Here is a 19360-nt window from a genome sequence, read left to right as displayed (position 1 = left end):
ACCCGGGCGGTCTTGTCCCAGGAAGCGGTGACGATGCGCCTGCCGTCGGGGCCAAACGCCGCCGCATGGACGCTAGCCTGGTGCCCCTCGAGCCGCAGGGGCTCGCCCGTGCCATCGGCGTTCCACACCCGGGCGGTCTTGTCCCCTGAAGCGGTGACGATGCGCGTGCCGTCGGGGCTCCACGCCGCCGAATAGACGCGATCCTGGTGCCCCTCGAGCCGCAGGGGCTTGCCCGTGCCATCGGCGTTCCACACCCGGGCGGTCTTGTCCAAAGAAGCCGTGACGATGCGCGTGCCGTCGGGGCTAAATGCCGCCGAATAGACGACATCCTGGTGCCCCTCGAGCCGCAGGGGCTTGCCCGTGCCATCGGCGTTCCAGACCCAGGCGGTTTTGTCCCCTGAGACGGTGACGATGCGCGTGCCGTCGGGGCTAAACGCCGCCGAATAGACGACATCCTGGTGGTAGAGAACCACGCTGGCGATTCCCTGATGCTTGGCCCAGAGCGCCAGCTCGCGCCACCGCGGCGGAAGCTCGCCCGCAGGCTCCATCTCGCGTAGGAGGGCGAGGACCAGGGTCGGGTCGGACTGATGCTCGCGGGCGCTCGCCATCCGGCTTGCATTGCGCGCCTCGGCGGTCCGGTTGTCCGCAAGGGCCGCGCTCCTCTGGGCCGCCTCGGCGCTCTTCTGGGCCTCCGCGGCCTTTTCATCGGCCCGCCTTGCCTGGCTCCTGGCCTGCACGCCGAGGAGCGAGACCACGCACACGATGAGCGCGAGAAACGTCATGATCCCGCCTGTCAGCTGCCGGCGCCGCCGCCGCGACAGCGAAGCGCGCCGAACGACCGCCTCGAGATACCCCCGATCCCGCTTCCCGAGCCCGAGCGTCCCCTCCGCGTCGCCTTCGGCCGTCTTCCGCGCGAGCCATTGCTCCGCCTTGCTGGCCGCCTCGTCGCGCCACAAAAATCCCGGCGCCCCGCCGTTCTTCTCCCATTGCGAGGACGCGCTCCGCAGCTCGACCAGAAACTCCGCGTCCTTTTCGTTCTCGTCGAGCCATTGCTCGAGCTTCGCCCACCGCTCGATGAGCGATTCATGCATCAGCTCGACGGTCTTCCCCTCCCGCTCGCTGCCTGCCTCGATCGAGATCAGCCGCGCGTCCGCCAGATGGTGCACCACCTCCTCGGCCATGGACGCCTCCTCCGAGAGCGCGCAGAGCTCCTCCAGACGCACCACCGCGCGCGTCCGCTCCGGCGTCACCAGGCGCAAGAAGATGGCCCGCGCGAGCCGCTGCTCGGCCACGCCCATCCCCGAGAGCACCGCGTCCGCGTGCGTCGAGAGCGCGCCCGAGACGCCGCCGAGCGCGCGGTACGCCCCCCGCGTCAAGAGCCGCTCTTCGCGGTCGCGCGCCTCCCATAACTTCGTCGCCGTGAACTGCAAGAGCGGCAGCGGGCTCTTCATCCCTCCGAGATCGCCGAGCATCTCGTCGCAGAGCCCCTCGTCCTCGAATCGATAACGCGCCGCCTCGAGCGGCCTTTGGAGCGCGCTCCGCATCCCCTCGGCCGTCATGGGCGGCAAGAACATGAGCCCCCGGGTCATCGCCGAGAGAAACCGCCGGTCCTCCGACACGCGATCGAGAAAATCCGCGCGAATGGTCACGATCACCCGCAGCGGCGACGACGCGTCGTCGGCCACGCCCTCGAGGCACGCGCAAAACGCGGCCCGCTCCGACGCTTCGCTCCCCAGCGTATACAGCTCCTCGAGCTGATCCACGAAGAGCAGAATGCGGTGCTCGCCGCCGCGCTTTCTGCACCGCGCGCGCAGCCTTTCGCCGAGCGCTCCCGGCTGGGCCCGCAAGAGCTCGGCGATCGCCGCCGGATCGGCTTCGCCTTCCGCCCGGTCGCCCGAGCTATCCGCGAAAAACGCGAGCACGTCGGCGAGCGCGGCGAGAGGACGCCGCCCCGGGCGAAGGACGAACGCCGAAAGCTCGTGGCCCACGCGCCGGAGCGCCGGGATGACGCCCGCTCGCACGAACGAGGATTTCCCCGCGCCCGAAGCTCCCGCGATCGTGACGAGCTGCTGATGGCGGAGCTTCCCGAGCACCGCGGCGATATCGTCGTCACGCCCGAAAAACCGCGCGGCATCCGACTCTTGAAATGCGGAGAGGCCCGCGAACGGGCTCTCGTCCTCGGCGAGCGCCGCGGGCTTCTTCGTCTCGCTGCCGAGCCGCTCGAGCAGCCCTACGAGCTCCTTGGCCGAGCCGATTCGCTCGCTCTTGCGCTTCTTCAAGCACCGATCGATCACCTCGGCGAGCGCATGACCCGCGCCGAGCTTGTCACGGGCGCTCGGCATGGGCGTATCGAGATTCGCGACCCCCACGAGATCCGATAGCTCGAACGGCGCGAGCGGATGCGCGCCGGTCGCGAGCTCGAACAGGATGAGCCCCGCGGCCCAGACATCGCTGCGCCCGTCGAGCGGCTCGCCGAGCCATTGCTCCGGCGACATGTACGGCATCGTGCCCACGAGCACGCCATCCTGCGTCAGATCGGGTCCTTCGGACTTCGAGCCGAGCGCGGCGGGCCGTGTTTGCATGAGGTCGAGGGCGACGACTTGCTTGGCGATGCCGAAATCGACCACCTTCACCTGACCGCCGTCGGCCAGCAGGATATTTTCGGGTTTCAGATCCCGGTGGACGATGCCCATGGCGTGCGCGCAGGCGAGGGCGCGCGCGACGGGGAGCATCAGCTCCACGACCACGGCCGTGGTGTCATGCGCCCTCTCCGTCATGGCCTCGCGCAGCGTGCGACCCTCGATATACTCGAGGACCATGTACGGAGATCCCTCTGCATCGTCGACATCGTAGATGACGACGATATTCTCGTGCTTGCATTGCGCCGTCGCGCGCGCCTCGGCGAGGAAACGCGTCGCCGCTTGCCCCGTATGCTCGAGCAGGAACTTGATGGCGACGAGGCGGCCGAGGCGAACGTCACGGGCCAGAAAGACCATGCCCATCCCGCCCGCGCCGAGCTTGCGAATGAGCTCGTAATGTTTGAGAACCGTGCCGGGCTGCAAGGAGAGATGGGCGCCGGAGCCTCCCGCGGGCATCGCCCAATCGCGTGGAGCGAAGGCCGGCATGGTGCTCGAAGGCGCGGCGACCGTATCCATCAGCGCAACCGCGGGCTCATGAGGTGGGGAGGCGCCTTTTCGAGCGGCGGAGGATGAATCGTCGGAAGGGGCCATGACGGTGCGAGGGCCATGTTCTTCCGACGGCGCTTCCCTGTCAAAGGACAACCCTCGGGACAAGCTGCCGCTGCTGCTGCTGCTGCTGCTGCTGCTGCTGCTGCTGCTGCCGCTGCTGCCGCCGCTGCTGCCGCTGCTGCCGCTGCGGCGGGCGGCGACGAGCGTTCCGTTGAATCTGAGCGAAGGCGCTTATTCGCAGGGAAGGAATGAGCGGGCCCGTTGGCATACAGCCATGGGCTCGGCGGCGGAGGTCCGCGCATGCCTGGATGTGGCAGAAGCACTCGGGTACGTGGACAAGGTGGATGACGAGCTCCGCATCAAGCTGGACCACCTCATCGGCACCCTGCACAAGCTCACACGGCGATGAAGGTCCAGGCGTGCCGCCCGTCGCAGGACGGCACGCCTTCTGCCAGCCTCTTGCTCGGCCCAGGCTATGCCTGCGGTGGACGTCCATCCTGTTGACAACCGGCACGCGGGCCTGTTTACGATGCGTGGCGTTCGCCAATGAGCGAAAAAGGGGTGCCCGTGTCGAATCAAGAATCAAATGCTCCGGCGCTGATCATCGAATTGCTCCTGGGGCGCTGGATGAGCCACGCCGTCGGCGTCGCTGCCAAGCTCGGGTTCGCGGAGCTCCTCGCCTCCGGGCCACGCTCGGTGGAGGATCTCGCGCGGACCACGAACGCCCACGCGCCGTCCGTGTACCGGCTTCTGCGTTTGCTCGCGAGTCGTGGGATCTTCCGCGAGGAAGATCCGGGAATCTTCGTGAATACGGCGATGTCGAATGCGCTCCGGGACCCCTCGACGATCGAGCGCGCGCTCTTGCTCAATCATGCCACGCACGTGCGGGCGTGGAGCGAGCTCGAGCACTCCGTCAGGACCGGGGAGAACGGGTTCGAGAAGGCCTTCGGCATGGGCTTCTGGGAGTATACGGCGCACAACCCCGAGTTCGCCGGGGTCTTCAGCCGCGCGATGAGCGGGTACAGCCGCGAAGATGCGCCGCTCATCGTTGAAAGCTACGATTTTCATGGCATCGAGACGGTCGTCGACGTCGGCGGAGGGCACGGGCTCCTGCTGGCGACGATCCTCGCGAAAAACCCGCACCTCCAGGGCGTGCTCTTCGATCTGCCGCACGTCGTGGAAGGCGCCCCCGCCGTCCTCGAGGAGAAGGGCGTCCGGGATCGCTGCGAGATCGTCGGCGGCAGCTTCTTCGATCGTGCGCCTGCGGGCGACCTTTATCTGCTCAAGCACATCTTGCACGACTGGAGCGACGAGCGATCCATCGAGATCTTGCGAACGATCCACGCGGCGTCGAAGCCCTCCTCGAAGGTGCTCATCGTCGAGCTCGTCGTGGCGAGCGGCAACGAGCCGAGCTTCGCGAAGCTCCTCGATCTGGAGATGCTGGTCCAGACGGCGGGGGGTCGCGAGCGGACCGCGGCGGAGTACGGACGGCTCTATGAAGCCGCTGGGTTCGAGCTCGAGCGCGTATGGCCCACCCCCGGACCGGTCGTGCTCATCGAAGGGAAGCGGAGGTCCTGAGATCGCAGGGGGAGCTACCGGTTCGTTCGTATGGGGCGCCGCCGCCGCCGCCGCAGCAGCAGCAGCAGCAGCAGCAGCAGCGGCAGCAGCAGCAGCAGCAGCCGCGACTCCGGCGACCCTGGATCCCCCGAATCCCGCCCCCTGAACGTCGCCCGCCCCCCACGCAACCAAGCCTTCCATGGGCCCGGCGCGCATCTTGGCGCCCCACTCCCCCGATGCTACGGTCGGACCCGGGCACGGTCGCTTCCCCTCGGAAAACACCGCATGAAACGCGCGCTCATCACCGGCATCACCGGCCAGGACGGCTCGTACCTCGCGGAGCTCCTCCTCGGCAAAGGCTACGAGGTCCACGGCATCATCCGGCGGTCCTCCTCGTTCAACACCGAGCGCATCGACCACCTCTACCGCGACCCGCACGAGCGCGGCGTCCGGCTCTTCTTGCATCACGGCGACCTCAACGACGCCTCCTCGCTCCAGTCGATCATCGCCGAGGTTCAGCCCGGCGAAATCTACAACCTCGGCGCGCAGAGCCACGTCCGCGTCTCCTTCGACATCCCCGAGTACACCGGCGAAGTCACCGCGCTCGGCGCGATCCGCCTCCTCGAGGCCATGCGCAAGATGCGCGTCGCCGCGCGCTTCTACCAGGCGAGCTCCAGCGAGCTCTACGGCAAGGTCGCCGAGATTCCGCAGCGCGAAACCACGCCGTTTCACCCGCGCAGCCCCTACGCCGCGGCCAAGGCGTATGCCTTCTACGTCGCGCAGAACTACCGCGAGGCGTACGGCATGCACGTCTCGAACGGCATCCTCTTCAACCACGAGAGCGAGCGCCGCGGCGAGACCTTCGTCACCCGCAAGATCACGCGCGCGGTCGGTCGCATCAAACATGGCCTGCAGCGCGACCTCTGGCTCGGCAACCTCGACGCGCGCCGCGACTGGGGCCACGCCGCGGACTACGTCGAGGCCATGTGGCTCATGCTCCAGCAAGACCAGGCCGACGATTACGTCATCGGCACCGGTGAGACGTACTCGGTGCGCGAGTTCCTCGAGCTCGCATTCCGCCATGCGGGCCTCGACTGGCAGGAATTCGTGCGCATCGATCCCAAGTATTTCCGGCCGGCCGAGGTGGACGTCCTCCTCGCGGATCCGACGAAGGCGCGAGAGAAGCTCGGGTGGACGCCGAAGGTTTCGTTCCCGGAGCTCGTGCAGCGCATGGTGGATTCGGATCTCGAGCTCGCGGCCCGGGAGAAGCGGGCGCGGGGATGAGCGGCGCGTTCGGGCACGTCAGCGGCAAACCCGGCTCCGCGCCGGGCGAGGCCCGGTTCTCCCCGGATGCCGTAACGTCCCCCGACGGTCGCTACACGCTCGCCTTCGAAGGTGACACCGAGACGCCCGAGGGCGTCCTCGCCGCGTATGTTTCTCGCGGCAAACGCGCGATCGAATCGCTGCGCGGCGGTTTTGCGCTCGGCCTTTGGGACGCAAACGAGCGAACGCTCCTCCTCGCGCGTGATCCGATCGGCCTCAAATCGCTCTATTTCGCGACGGCCCCCGGGCGCCTCGCGTTCGCCTCCGAGGTGTGGCCCCTCGCCGCGGGGGGTTTTGTCGAGAAACGTTTGTCCCGCCGCGCCGTCGCGAGCTTCCTCGCCACGGGCGCCGTCGCCGAGCCCGACACGATCCTCGAAGGCGTCTCGCCCCTCCCGCCCGCCACGATCCTCACGTACCGCGAGGGCCACGCGCGCAGCGCGACGTACTGGGAGCTGCCGATGGAACCGCGGACGCCCCGTGCCGCAGCGTCCCTCGAAGCCGCACTCGCCGAGGCCGTGGGTCCAGGAACGAACGCTCCCCTCCCCCCCGACGAACACGAGATCGCGGCGGCCATCGATGCGCTCGATCAACCGTCCACCTCGTTCCCTGGCGCTTTCCGCGCCGCGAAGTCCTCGGGCGAGGCGGCCTTTTCGGACCTCGGCAAGAGCGCCCTCTTCCCCGCCGTGGACCGCGTCCTCCGCTTCAGCGCGCTTCTCGCCGCGGGCCGCTCCGTCGAGCGCGCGTACACGGACCTTCGCAGCACGACCCGACCGGGCGAGCTCGCCGCCCTCGTTTCACCCGACATCGCCGACGCCGCGCTCCTCCCGGTCACGATCCCCGAGAAGCTCGAACCCGCCCTCGCGCGCCGCGCCCTCCGCCCCGATCGCGCCCTCGCCGCGCTCGACCTCGGGAACGACCTCCGGGACGCGGCCCTACGCGATGCCGACGTCGCGAGCCGCCGCCTCGGCTTTTCGGTCCGCGCGCCGCTCCTCGATCGCGCCGTCGTCGAGCACGCCCTTCTCCTTCCGCCCCCCAAATACCGGCTCACCCTTGCGCGTCCGGCGACCGCGCCGCCGTTCGCCGCGTGGCTCCAAGGCCCGCTCCGCTCCTTTGCCGAACGCCTCCTCCTCGACGAGGCCCGGACACACGCCCCCTTCCTCGACGCCCCCGCCGTCGCGCAGCGATGGCGCCGATTCCTCACGGACGAACGCGGCCTCGGCGCGCCGTGCCTTTTTGCTCTGACCACGCTCGTCGCCTACCTGAAAAACCATGACGCAACGATCTGACGGAGGACTCTGCTGACATGGGACTCGGCGCTGCACGCAAGACCGCGCTCGTCACGGGCGCTGCGGGTTTCCTCGGCTCTCACCTCGTCGATCGCCTGCTCGACGAAGGCTACGAGGTCGTCGGCATCGACAACCTCATGACCGGCGACCTCGGCAACCTGGAGCGCGCTGGCCGCGACCCGCATTTCCACTTCCAGATGGGCGACGTCCGCGAGCCGATCCACGTCTACGCCGAGCTCGTCTTCAACTTCGCCTGCCCCGCCTCGCCCATCCATTACCAGAGCGACCCGTACGCCACGCTCACGACGAGCGTCATGGGCGCCCTCCGCCTCGTCGAAATGGCCCGCGGCCGCCGCTGCACGATCGTCCACGCCTCGACCTCCGAGGTCTACGGCGACCCCACGGTCCACCCGCAGCCCGAGAGCTACTGGGGCAACGTCAATCCGATCGGCGAACGCTCCTGCTACGACGAGGGCAAACGTTGCGCCGAGACGCTCCTCAACGACGCCCGCCGCGCCTGGGGCGTCGACGTCCGCATCGCGCGCATCTTCAACACCTATGGCCCGCGCATGGCCTTCGACGACGGCCGTGTCGTCTCGAATTTCATCGTCCAGGCGCTCCGGGGCAAACCGCTCACCCTCTTCGGCGACGGCAAGCAAACCCGCTCCTTCTGCTTCGTGAAGGACCTCATCGAGGGCATCCTCGCCCTCGCCCGCCCCGAACCGATCGAGGGCCCCGTGAACCTCGGTAACCCCGAAGAATTCACCATTCGCGAGCTCGCCGAGGAGGTCCTGCGGCTCCTCGGCTCGGAGCTCGAAATCATCCACGCGCCTTTGCCCGCCGACGACCCGCGCCAGCGCAAGCCCGACATCACCCGCGCCCGCGAGCTCCTCGGCTTCTCGCCGGGAATCAGCCTCCGCGACGGCCTGCGCGCCACGGTCGCCGATTTCCAGACGCGGCTCGCCGAGCGCAGCGCGAAAGGACGCTGAGCCCCCCATGGTCCGGATCGCGATCCTCGCGACGCACCCCATCCAGTACCAGGCGCCGCTCTACCGCGCCCTCGCGGCCCGGCAGGACGTCGCGATCAAGCTCTTCTTTTGCTGGGACTTCGGCGTCAAGGAGACGCGCGACCCCGGATTCGGTCAAACGATCCGCTGGGACGTCCCTCTCCTCGAAGGGTACGACCACGAGTTCGTGCCGAACGTCTCGCGCCGCCCCGGCGCGGACCATTTCTTCGGCCTCGTGAACCCCGGCGCCTTCGCGCGCATGTCCGCGTTCCGCCCCGACGTCATCATCGTCCACGGCTACGCCCATTTCACCGAGCACGAGGTCATGGCGCGGGCCCGCCGAAAGGGCATCCCCGTCCTGCTCCGCGGCGAATCGAACCTGCTCGCCGAACGCCCGCCGCACATCGACCTCGCGAAGCGCGTCGGCTTGCCCCCGATCTTCCGCGGCCTCGGCGGCGGCCTCGCGATCGGCACCCTCTCCGCGCGTTATTTCGAGCATTACGGCGTCCCGAAGGAACGCGTCTTCGTCGCGCCCTACACCGTCGACAATTCGTTCTTCCAATCCCAGGCCGACGCCGTCCGCGAAGAGGCCCGCGCCTTCCGCGACGAGCTCGGCATTCCCGCGGACGACCTCGTCGTCAATTACGCCGCCAAGCTCATCCCCGTGAAGGGCTGCTCCGATCTGATCCGCGCCTTCGCCGCGCGCCCGCGCCCGAAGACCCACCTCGTCCTCGTCGGTGACGGCCCGCTCCGCTCCGAGCTCGAATCCCTCGCCCGATCCCTCGCCGCGCGCGTCCATTTCGTCGGCTTCGTCAACCAGAAGCGCATGCCGGCTGCGTATGCCCTCGGCGACGTCTTCGTCTTGCCCTCGCGCTTCGAGCCCTGGGGCCTCGCCGTGAACGAGGCCATGAACCTCGGCCTGCCCATCATCGCCTCCGATCAGGTCGGCGCCGTCCCCGACCTCGTCGGCCCGGACAATGGCTGGGTCTTCCCCGCGGGCAGCGTCCCTGCGCTCACGCGTGTCCTCGACGAGGCCCTCGCGCAGCACGACGGGCGCGCCTCGCGCGGACGAGCCTCCTTGCGCCGCATCGCCGCCTGGGACATCCCGCACACCGCCGAGGGCTTCGTCCGCGCGGCCCACGCCGTCGCGTCGCGCTCATGAAGATCGCGCTGCTCTGCCCCGACCTCGTCGACGCGCCCCACGGCGGCATCCCCACCGTGAGCCGCCAGCTCCTCCGCCAGCTCGAGCGGATCGCCGCGGAGCGCCGCGTCCCGCTCGCGTTCGACGTCTGGGCCCTGCACGACACGCCCCACGATCCGCGCGACGTCGCCCGCGAGGTTGGCCTACAGAACCCGCCGCGACGCTTCCGCACCTTCGGCGGCTCGCGCCTCGGCATGCTCGCCGAAGCCGCTCGCGAGCGCTCGGACGCCGACCTCGTCTTCACGACCCACATCGGCCTCGGCCCCGTCGCCCGCCTCCTCCGCCCTCGAAACGTCCCCGTCGTGCAGTTCCTCCACGGCGTCGAGGGCTGGCGCCCCTTGCCCGCCCACCAGCGCGTCGGTCTTTGGGGCACCAATCTTTTGATCAGCAACAGTGCCTTCACGCTCGGCCGGTTCCACGAATGGAACCCCGAGCATCGCTCGACCCCGAGCAAAGTCTGCTGGCTCGGCCTTTCCAACGACCGCGCAGTGGACGCCCCCGACCCCCCACGTAAAACCTCTCCCCCTGCCGAAGACGCCGGCCCCTCCGCCCTGATCGTCGGCCGCATCCATCCCGAAGAGCGCTACAAGGGCCACGCCGAGCTCCTCGCGGTCTGGAACCACGTCCGTCGCCAGTGCCCCGGCGCGCGCCTCGACATCGTCGGGGACGGCGCCGCGCGCCCCGCGTACGAGGCCCAGGCCAGGCGCCTCGGCCTCCTCGACAGCGGCGCCGTCCGCTTCTGGGGCCGCATCCCCGACGACGACCTCCGCGCCCTCTACCAGCGCACCACCGTCTTTGCCATGCCGAGCCGTGGCGAGGGGTTCGGCCTCGTGTACCTTGAAGCCATGGCCGCGGGCGTCCCTTGCATCGGCTCCCTCGACGACGCCGCGCGCGAGGTCATCGTCGACGGCGAGACCGGCCTCTCCGTGCGCTACGGCGATCACGAAGGCCTCGCGCGCGCCCTCGTCGAGCTCTTCAGCGACGCCGATTTCCGCGCCCGCCTCGGCCGCGCCGCCCGCGCGCGCGTCCTCGCCTCGTTCACCGAAGACCACTTCGGCGCGCGCATCTGGGACGCCCTCGCCGAGCTCCACCCCCGCGCCTTCGCGACAGGCGCCGCATGACCGCCGCGGAGGCCGAGCGTCACACCGAAAAGCTCGGCGCGCCCGGCATGGCCGAGCGTGTCCTTCGTGGCGTCGCGGCGATGAGCGTCGTCGCCCTCGTCGGGTACGTCGGCCAGTTCATCATCGTCCCCATCGGCATGCACGCCTGGGGACCTTCGCGGTACGGCGAATGGACCTCGCTCTCGGCGCTCGTCGCGTTCCTGACGATGACCGACCTCGGCGTCCAGTCGCATGTCGTCAACCGCATGTGCGCGCATCACGCGCGCGGCGATCACGACCTCTTCCTCGCCGACCTCCACAGCGCGCTTCGCCTCCAGGGCCCGCTCGCGATCGGCATCTGGATCCTCGCCGCGCTCGTCACCGCGGTCCTGCCGCTCGACAAGTGGCTCGGCATCACCACCGCGACGCACCTCGAGACGTACCTCACGCTCGCGCTCCTCGGCATCGAGCTCCTCATCGGCGTCCCGCTCGGCGCCGTCCGTGGCACCTACCGCGCCACGGGCCAGCTCGTCCGCGCCGCGTATCTCACGGCCTTGAAGCGCGCCGTCGAGCTCGCCCTGCCCGCCGCGCTCATGGCCATGGGCGCGCGTTTCCCCGCGGTCGCGCTCGCCCGCGTCGTCTGGGCCCTCGCGCTCGACGTGTACGTCGTGCGCGACCTGCACCGGCAAAACCCCTGGTTTCGCCTCACGCCCCTCGGCGGCGATAGCAAAGCGGGCCTGCGCATGCTCGCCCCCGGCGCGCTCTTCTTGCTCGCGGGCCTCGGCGAGTTCCTCGCCAACCAGGGCAACCTCCTCGTCGTGCAGTCCGTCATCGGCGGCGAGGAGGTCTCTCGCTTCGCGACCCACCGCAACATCGCGAACATGGGCCGCATGCTCTCGATCCAGTTCACGACCGTCGTCTGGCCCGAGCTCACCGCGCTCGACGCCCTCGGCGATCCCTCGCGGCTCGTGCGCGCGCACCGCACCACGGCGAAGCTCTCGGGCTTCGTCATCGGCCTCGCGCTCCTCGGCTTCTTGCCCCTCGCCGAGCCCGTCTACGCCGCGTGGACCTTGAAAAAGCTCACGCTCGACTTCCCCACGCTCGGGATGCTCGTCGCGCAGGCCGTCCTCTGGGGCTTCTGGGGCGTCGGCTCCACCGCGCTCCTCGCGACGAACCGCCAGGGCCGCGTCGCGGTCCTGCTCACGGCGAACGCCGCGCTCGTGTTCGTCCTGTCCGTCCTCCTCGTCCCGCGCTTCGGCATGCGGGGCGTCGCCGCGGCCGCGCTCCTCGCGGATGTCGCCCTCGCGGCCTGGATCGTCCCGCGCGCCGCCTGCCAGGCGCTCGGGGATCGGTTCGGCGGGTATGCCCGCGAAATCCTTGGCGCGCTGGGCCTCGGCTTGCTGGTCCCGGCCGCGCTCTCGGCCGTTCTTTGGTGGTTCTTGCCCGAGGGGCTCGTCCGGGCCGTCGTCGTGCCGCCCGTCTTCGGCGCCCTCGCGCTCATGCTCTTCTGGATCGCGCTCGCCCCCGAGGAGCGCGAGACTGCCCGGGGGATCGCCGGGAAAATCCGTCGAAAGCTCGGCGGCACGCGGGGAGATGCCGCATGATCCGTACCTGCGACACGAAGGAAAGCGCCACATGAAAGACAAACACATCCTCGTGACGGGAGGCTTCGGCTTCCTCGGCAGCCATCTCGTCGAGCGCTTGCTCGCGGACGAAGACGCGCGTGTCCACGTCGTCGACAACCTCAGCACGAGCCCCCTCGATCACGAGGCCTACGTGCGCCGCGTGAACAACCCGCGCCTCACGTACGACATCCTCTCCGTCGAGGACTACTTCGCACGTGGCTCCTTCGCGCCGTTCGCCGAGATCTACCACCTCGCGTCGGTCGTCGGCCCCGTCGGCGTCCTCGCCCATTCCGGCAAGATCACGAAGAGCATCACGGACGACACCTACCGCGTGATCGACATCGCGAACCGCTCCGGCGCGCGCCTCTGCGACGTCTCCACGAGCGAGATCTACGGCGGCGGCCGCGACGGCTACTGCTCGGAGAACGACAACAAGATCATCACGCCCAAGATCTCGGTCCGCCTCGAGTACGCCGTGGCCAAGCTCGCGTGCGAGATCGCGCTCGTCAACACGTGCAAGGTCTCGGACCTCTTCGCCGTGATCATCCGCCCCTTCAACATCGCGGGCCCGCGCCAGTCGGGCAAGGGCGGCTTCGTCCTGCCGCGCTTCATCAAGCAGTGCCTCGCGGGCGAGCCGCTCACCGTCTACGGCGACGGCAGCATGATCCGCGCCTTCACGCACGTCGTCGACGTCGCCGAGGGCATCGTCCGCGCCTTGCGCCAGGGCCGCCGCGGCGAGGCCTACAACATCGGCAACCCGCAGAACAAGATCAGCATCCGCGACCTCGCCGAGCGCACCGTGCGCATCACCGCCTCCGAGAGCCGCATCGATTACGTCGACCCGAAGGCCCTCTTCGGCCCGCTCTTCGAGGAGGCGAACGACAAGTACCCGGACGCCGACAAGGCCATGGGCGAGCTCGGCTGGCGCCCTCGATACGACCTCGACACCGTGATTCGCGACAGCGTGGAGTACATTCGTGCGGGGCGCCTCGACTGATCCTTTGCCTCCCAAGCTTTCACCGAGGCCGCCCATGCGGGAAGGAAAAGCGCCTCCGCGCGTCTCCGTCGTCATGCCGACGTACAAGCGCGCGCGCCTGCTCGGGGCCACGTTGCGCTCGATCCTCGCGCAATCGTTCGGCGATTTCGAGCTGCTCGTCCGCGACGACGGCCCGGGCGGCGACGGCACCGAGGAGGCCGTGCGCGAGGCCGCGGCCGGCGATCCGCGCGTCAAGTATCACCGCAACCCGAAGAACCTGCGCATGCCGGCGAACCTCAACGCCGGCATCGAGGACGCCGTGGGCGAGCTCATCGCGGTCTGCCACGACCACGACCTCTACCACCCCGATTTCCTCGCCGGGCTCGTGCACCTCCTCGACCGCCACCCGCGCGCGCTCTTCGCGCACACGGGCCTCGAAATGGTCGACCAGGACGACCAGCCCCTCGGCGCCGTGCACGTCGGCCCCTGGCCCGAGCTCACGCGCGGCCGTGTTTGGCTCGATTTCATGCTCCGGAGCTTCAGCTCCCCGGTCTGCGCCTTGACCCTCGTCCGGCGCGAGGCGCACGAACGATACGGCCTCTACGACCCGGCATTTGGCTTCATCGCCGACGTCGAAATGTGGATGCGCCTCTGCGAGCACGGCGACGTCGCGTATGCGGCCCGCCCGCTCGTCCGCGTACGCAATCGCGAGGACGGCCACGACGTCGACGTCAATCCCTGGCCGATTCACGCGTTCTCCTTCGCCATTCACCGCAAATACGTCCCGCGCCATTTCCAGGGCCCCGCGCGCCTCGTCAAGGAGGCCGCGCTCGCGCTCCGCGCGGACAAACAGGTCCTCCACGAGGTCGCCTCGCGCCTCCGCCACGGAAAACCCATCGGCCTCGGCGCCTCGCTCGGCCCCCTCTGCGACCATGCGGGCCCGATCTCCCGCGCCCTCCTGCCCCTCGTGGGCCCGCTCGAAATGTTGCTCCAGGAGAAACGTTCTTGAAGACCTCGCTCCTCGTCGGCCAGAGCCCCCTCGGCATGATCCCGCGTGTCCTCGACGAGATCGAGGGCAGCCGGATCCTCGATGTCGGCTGCGGCGTCGGCGTCTATGGCTTCATGCTCCGGCATCGCTGGCAGGACACGCCGATCGGCTTCCGCCAGGTCCGCGAATACGACCGCCGCGACCCGCGCCTCGACGAGCCCGAGCTCATCAGCGGCTGCGACCTCACGGTCCACAACCTCCGCCGCACCGCCCACCACCGGAGCTACGACGAGCTCGTCCTCGCGAGCGCCGACGCCCTCCCCTACCCCGACGATTACGTCGACACGCTCCTTTGCATCGAGGTCCTCGAACACCTCGACAAACCCGCGGCCCTGCGCGCCCTCCGCGAGTTCGAGCGCATTGCCAGAAAGCGCATCGTCATCACCGTCCCGCGCGAATCGCTCGACCCGCACACCGGCCACGACGAGCGCGCCTTCTTGCGCCTCGAGACCCCCGACCCCGACGTCCAGGCCTGGACCTTCGCCGAGACGCACCGCTCGGCCTTCACGCCCGCCGAGCTCCGCTCCCTCGGCTTTCGTTGCGGCCGCAAGGTCGAGCCGGGCCCGCGCGCCCCGCTCCAGCTCGCGATGGCGCTCTGGCAGACCTACGGCCCGCCCGGCGGCCAGCTCCTCGCCGTGAAGGACCTCGACAAACCCGAGCGCCAGAGCCGCGGCGCGCTCCCGCCGCCGCCCGCGACCACCGAGGGATTCCCCGATTACCGGCCCGCGGAGCGCCGCCCCGCGCACACCCCGGCCGCCGAGGTCGGCTGAACCTTCGATCGCATGGACGCGACGCTTGCACGGCGCTCGACGATGGGGGCTACGCCCGGACGGGCCGAGCTACGCCCCCACACCCCCGCCACGGGCGCCCACGCGCGAGGCCTCCTCGATCGGCGGTACGGCCCGCTCATCCCCCATGCGCTGCTCGTGTTCATCGGCTTCGTCACGCTCTGGCTCGCCGACGCGCCCGCCACCACGCTCTACGTCACCGGCGCCGCCGTCGCCGTCATCTTTCCGTGGATCATTCTCCTCGAGATTCGACGCGCGCCGCTCGGCCTGAGCCCGATCTCGTTTTATTTCGGCTGGAACACCATCGCCCTCGGCCTCGCGGCCATCCACCACGGCAACAAGCTCGCGGACGGCATCCCCATCCGTTTCAGCGTCCAGACGATCTATCCGGACGAGCTCGCGGCCGGGTATGTCATGTACCTCCTCGGCACCTTCGGTCTCCACGCGGGGCTCCAGTTCATGCGCCCGCTCCCGAGGCCTGGAGAAGGCTCGCCGCCCGTGGGCACGGGCTTTTTGGCGCTCTGGTCGCTCGGCGTCTTCATGCGATTCATCGGCCCGATCATCGGCGCTGGCGGGTTCGGCGCCTTCAGCGGCCTCGTGCAATGGGGCTCGCTCGCGGCGCTCACGGGCTTCGTCGCGCACCAGGGCGCGAATTACCGGCGCGCCTCGTTCTGGATCCTCTTCACGCTCGGCACGGCCGTCGAGTTCGTCGTCAACCTTCGCGCGGGGTCGAAGGCGTTCCTCATGTTCAGCTTCCTCCCCGCCGGCCTCCTCTTCGCCCGCCAGCGCCCCTTGCGCCGCTGGTTCCCGGTCCTCGGCATTGCCCTCAGCGTGTTCTACCTCGGCGTCGTCGCGCCCGTCGTCTCCGCCGCCCGCCAATCGGCCGAGGTCGCCGGGGAAAACCAGAGCGACCGCATCGTCCGCACCTACACGCAAGGCGGTTATGAAGACGGCGACGGCATCGAGGAGCAGGCCACCGCCTTCTTCGAACGCTCCTTCGAGCCCATCCCCGCGTCCTTCCTGTACGGCGAGGTCGAGCGCCACGGCTATCGCTGGGGCGACACCTTCGATTACCTCGCGTACGCCTTCGTCCCCCGCCTCTTCTGGCCCGACAAACCGACCGTCTCCCGCGGCGGCTGGTTCTACTATTACATTGGCGCCGCCCGCTCCGAGGCCGAGGCCACGACCTCCGTCGCCCAGACCGCCGCCGGCGAGCTCTACTGGAACTTCGGCTTCCCCGGCGTCCTCGCCGGCATGGGCGCGCTCGGCGCGCTCTTTGGCTTCCTCTGGCGGCTCACGACGGCGTTCCCCGAGCAAGATCCGATCCGGCTCGTTCTTTACATCGCCCTCGTCTTCAACATGATCGATATGGCCGAGGCGGGCACCACACTGGTCAACGTCGTGTTCCGCGCCCTCGTCCTCGTCCCCCCGATCTTCCTCCTCGACCGCACGGCGCGAAAGCGCGCGGAGGCCCCTTCGGAGGCGCGAGCCCTGTCATGATCCCCGCCGCACTCTCCCGCCTCGCTCACGCCTTGCCGCCGGTTTGTCATGCGCGATTGCCGCGCACCGGCCTCGGCAACATGCTCCTCGTCTGGGCGCGCGCCGCGGCGTTCGCGGAGCTCAACCGCCTGCCCCTCGTCACCACGGGCTTCGCGGCCGTGCGCGTCGGCCCGTGGCTCCGCGGCGAGCGCCAGAAGCGCATTTACGTCGCCGATTTCCTCCCGCCCTCGCCGGTGCGCCTCGCGCACGCCACCACGCTCGCGCTCGCGGGCCGCGTCGTCCGCGAGCCCCCCGTGGCGCGCCTCCCCGAGGGCGCCTCTCGCCGTGGCACCGTCTACGTCTACGAATCCCTGCCCGACTTCTTCATGAGCTTCGCCGAGCACCGCGACTTCCTGCGCCGGAGCCTGCTCGCGATGCTCGCGCCCGCGCGCCGCCGCGCCCTCGACGAGGCCGAGGCTCCTTTCATCGGCGTCCACGTCCGCGGCGGCGACTTCGGCCCCCTCGCCCCGGGCCACGACCTCTCCCGCTCCCTCGGCCCGACCCCGCTCTCCCATTTCAAGCGCCTCATCGAAGGCATCCGCGCGATCGTCGGCGAACCCGTGCCCGTCACCGTCTTCTCCGATTCGAGCGACGACGAGCTCGCGCCCTTGCTCGCGCTCCCGCGCACCACGCGCGCCCCCGAACGCCCGGCCATCGTCGACCTCCTCTTGCTCGCACGGAGCCGCGTCATCATTCCCTCCGCGTGGAGCACGTTCAGCATGTGGTCCGCTTTCCTCTCCGACGCCCCTGTCCTGCTCCATCCCATGGAACACGAGCACCTCCGCTCGATCCGCCCTGCCTTCCTCAATCGCCGATTCTACGAGGGCACGGTCCCCGCAAACATCGCCGATTGGCCCCCGCTCCTCCGCGAAAACCTCGCCGCCTTGAAGACGAGGACCTCATGAGCGCCCTGCGAACGCGCCTCCAGCAAGCCGCGCGCCTCGTGGGCCTCGATCCCGCGGCCCTCCGCGACATCACCCGCGGCCTCCCGCGGTTTGCCCGCGACGCCCGCTCGTATCACGCCGCGCATGGCGGCCGCGGCCCTTTCCCGCTGAAACCCTCCTCGCTCTATCCGATCGTCACCGATTGGCGCGAGAGCGCCGGCCTCGCGAACGGCCATTATTTCCACCAGGACCTCTGGGCCGCGCGCAGGATCCACGCGCGCCGCCCCTCGCGCCATGTCGACATCGGCTCGCGCATCGACGGCTTCGTCGCGCACCTGCTCGTCTTCATGCCCGTCGAGGTCGTCGACATCCGCCCCCTCGAGAGCAAGCTCGAAGGCCTCACGTTCGTGCAGAGCGACGCCACCACGCTCGATCGATTCCCTTCGGGCAGCGTCGAATCCCTCTCCAGCCTGCACGCCGTCGAGCATTTTGGCCTCGGCCGTTATGGCGACCCGATCGATCCGGACGGCTGGCAAAAAGCGATGCGCTCGCTCGCGCGGATCCTCGCCCCGGGGGGCCGCCTTTATTTCTCGGTCCCCATGGGCCGCCAGCGCCTCGTCTTCAATGCGCACCGCATCTTCTCGCCGCGCACCGTCCTCGACACTTTTACGTCGGCGGGCCTCTCGCTCGTCTCGTTCGCGGCCGTCGACGACGCCGGCGACCTCGTCGAGAACGCCGATCCTGCGCATTTCGAGGCCGCGCATCATGCGTGTGGCCTCTTCGAGCTCGGCCGATGAGCGAGGTGCGAGGGACGAACGAGCCGGCCCGGATTGCCGGCCTCGACACGCTCCGCTTCGTCGCGGCGGCGATGGTCGTCCTCTCCCACCTCGGCCCGCCGCCCTTGCTCGCGGGCCTCGAACGCACGCACCGCGTCGCCTGGCTCCTCTCCGCCTCGTATGGCGTCGCCTGGAACGGCCCGGCCGCGGTCATCGTCTTTTTCGTCATCTCGGGCCTCTGCATCCACTGGCCCACGCTCACGCGGCGCCCCCATTGGCCCGAGTATTTCGTCCGCCGCTACGTCCGGATCGGCATTCCCCTCCTCGCCTCGATCGCTCTCTCGTCTGCGGTCGGCATTCCCTATGTCGGCCTCTCCGCGTCGATCCTGTGGAGCCTCCAGTGCGAGCTCGTCTATTACACGCTCTATCCGCTCCTCCTCGCGCTTCGTGATCGCTTCGGCTTTCGCCCGCTCGTCGCCGGCGCGTTCGCGCTCGCGACGGCGGTGATCGTCCTCGTCGATCCCCGCGCGCTCCCGTACCCGGCGTATGGCTGGGCGCTGCAATGGGTGATCGGCTTGCCCTGCTGGCTGCTCGGCTGCCTGCTCGCCGAACGGATCCACGAGCGCCCGGCGCGGACGAGCTCTCGCATCTGGGCGTGGCGCCTCGGCGTCTGGCTCGCGAGCGCGATCGCCCTCGCGCTCCGCTTTCATTCTCCGATCGGCTATCCCTGGAGCCTCAACGCCTTCTCGCTCCTCGTGTATGCGTGGCTCCTCGTCGAGATCCCGCACCTCGCCGCCTCGCGCGTGCCCCGCTTCTCCGAGCGCCTCGGCCTCTTCAGCTACTCGCTTTACCTCGTCCACCTCGCGGCGTGGGAGCTCTTCAAGAAATACTATCGCCTGAAGCTCGGCTACGTCGTCGACTGGTCGCTCCTCATGGCCCTCTCGCTCGGCGTCGCGTACGTCTTTTTCCTCGTCTGCGAGGACCCGTCCCAGAGGCTCGCGCGGCGCCTCGCGAAATCGCTCCGCCCGAAGCCCGCGGCGCCCCTGCCGGCCGCCTGACGCG

General features: G+C 69.5%; 16 protein-coding genes. 15 read left to right on the top strand and 1 reads right to left on the bottom strand.

The window, feature by feature from the left end; all coding sequences use genetic code 11:
* Positions 1-3155, bottom strand: a 3155-nt coding sequence (locus QHF85_RS29135; RefSeq protein ID WP_281330622.1) for a serine/threonine-protein kinase, incomplete at its 3' end; no start/stop codon positions are given.
* Positions 3156-3228: 73 nt separating this feature from the next.
* On the opposite strand from QHF85_RS29135, the gene QHF85_RS29130 reads away from it, so the two are divergent.
* The 15 genes from QHF85_RS29130 (at position 3229) to QHF85_RS29060 (ending at position 19356) form a co-directional block, all read left to right on the top strand.
* Positions 3229-3597 (top strand): four helix bundle protein, encoded by a 369-nt coding sequence (locus QHF85_RS29130; RefSeq protein WP_281330621.1) that lies wholly within the window; start codon positions 3229-3231, stop codon positions 3595-3597.
* A gap of 218 nt (positions 3598-3815) precedes the next feature.
* The gene (locus tag QHF85_RS29125; protein WP_281330620.1) at positions 3816-4766 is read left to right on the top strand and encodes a methyltransferase; all 951 of its coding nucleotides are present in this window, start codon (positions 3816-3818) and stop codon (positions 4764-4766) included.
* A gap of 264 nt (positions 4767-5030) precedes the next feature.
* A complete protein-coding gene (gene gmd, locus QHF85_RS29120; RefSeq protein WP_281330619.1) occupies positions 5031-6029 on the top strand; it encodes a GDP-mannose 4,6-dehydratase in 999 nt (332 codons plus the stop codon).
* Positions 6026-7354 carry a hypothetical protein gene (locus QHF85_RS29115; RefSeq protein ID WP_281330618.1) on the top strand — a complete coding sequence of 443 codons (1329 nt, stop codon included), beginning with the start codon at positions 6026-6028 and terminating at the stop codon, positions 7352-7354. Before gmd ends, QHF85_RS29115 begins: the two co-directional genes overlap by 4 nt.
* A 17-nt stretch (positions 7355-7371) precedes the next feature.
* Positions 7372-8343 (top strand): UDP-glucuronic acid decarboxylase family protein, encoded by a 972-nt coding sequence (locus QHF85_RS29110; protein ID WP_281330617.1) that lies wholly within the window; start codon positions 7372-7374, stop codon positions 8341-8343.
* Positions 8344-8350: 7 nt separating this feature from the next.
* A complete protein-coding gene (locus QHF85_RS29105; RefSeq protein WP_281330616.1) occupies positions 8351-9523 on the top strand; it encodes a glycosyltransferase family 4 protein in 1173 nt (390 codons plus the stop codon).
* On the top strand, positions 9520-10683 hold the full coding sequence (locus QHF85_RS29100; RefSeq protein ID WP_281330615.1) for a glycosyltransferase family 4 protein: 1164 nt from the start codon (positions 9520-9522) through the stop codon (positions 10681-10683). Before QHF85_RS29105 ends, QHF85_RS29100 begins: the two co-directional genes overlap by 4 nt.
* The gene (locus tag QHF85_RS29095; RefSeq protein WP_281330614.1) at positions 10680-12266 is read left to right on the top strand and encodes a lipopolysaccharide biosynthesis protein; all 1587 of its coding nucleotides are present in this window, start codon (positions 10680-10682) and stop codon (positions 12264-12266) included. Before QHF85_RS29100 ends, QHF85_RS29095 begins: the two co-directional genes overlap by 4 nt.
* A gap of 31 nt (positions 12267-12297) precedes the next feature.
* Positions 12298-13284: an NAD-dependent epimerase/dehydratase family protein gene (locus tag QHF85_RS29090; RefSeq protein ID WP_281330613.1), complete on the top strand. Its 987-nt coding sequence runs from the start codon at positions 12298-12300 to the stop codon at positions 13282-13284.
* Between the two features lie 34 nt (positions 13285-13318).
* Complete coding sequence (locus QHF85_RS29085) at positions 13319-14272, top strand: glycosyltransferase (protein WP_281330612.1); 954 nt, start codon at positions 13319-13321, stop codon at positions 14270-14272.
* Positions 14269-15081: a class I SAM-dependent methyltransferase gene (locus QHF85_RS29080; protein ID WP_281330611.1), complete on the top strand. Its 813-nt coding sequence runs from the start codon at positions 14269-14271 to the stop codon at positions 15079-15081. The genes QHF85_RS29085 and QHF85_RS29080 overlap by 4 nt, the downstream gene beginning before the upstream one ends.
* Before the next feature lie 12 nt (positions 15082-15093).
* Positions 15094-16599 (top strand): hypothetical protein, encoded by a 1506-nt coding sequence (locus QHF85_RS29075; RefSeq protein ID WP_281330610.1) that lies wholly within the window; start codon positions 15094-15096, stop codon positions 16597-16599.
* Positions 16596-17543 carry a hypothetical protein gene (locus tag QHF85_RS29070; RefSeq protein ID WP_281330609.1) on the top strand — a complete coding sequence of 316 codons (948 nt, stop codon included), beginning with the start codon at positions 16596-16598 and terminating at the stop codon, positions 17541-17543. Before QHF85_RS29075 ends, QHF85_RS29070 begins: the two co-directional genes overlap by 4 nt.
* On the top strand, positions 17540-18319 hold the full coding sequence (locus QHF85_RS29065; protein WP_281330608.1) for a DUF268 domain-containing protein: 780 nt from the start codon (positions 17540-17542) through the stop codon (positions 18317-18319). Before QHF85_RS29070 ends, QHF85_RS29065 begins: the two co-directional genes overlap by 4 nt.
* On the top strand, positions 18316-19356 hold the full coding sequence (locus tag QHF85_RS29060; protein ID WP_281330607.1) for an acyltransferase: 1041 nt from the start codon (positions 18316-18318) through the stop codon (positions 19354-19356). The genes QHF85_RS29065 and QHF85_RS29060 overlap by 4 nt, the downstream gene beginning before the upstream one ends.
* The last annotated feature ends 4 nt before the right edge of the window (positions 19357-19360 follow it).

Origin of the sequence: Polyangium sp. 6x1, from assembly GCF_029946515.1 — a bacterium.
Lineage (GTDB): Bacteria > Myxococcota_A > Polyangia > Polyangiales > Polyangiaceae > Polyangium.
Note: the sequence above shows the minus strand (reverse complement) of the source record. Positions and strands in the feature narration are given on the sequence as shown.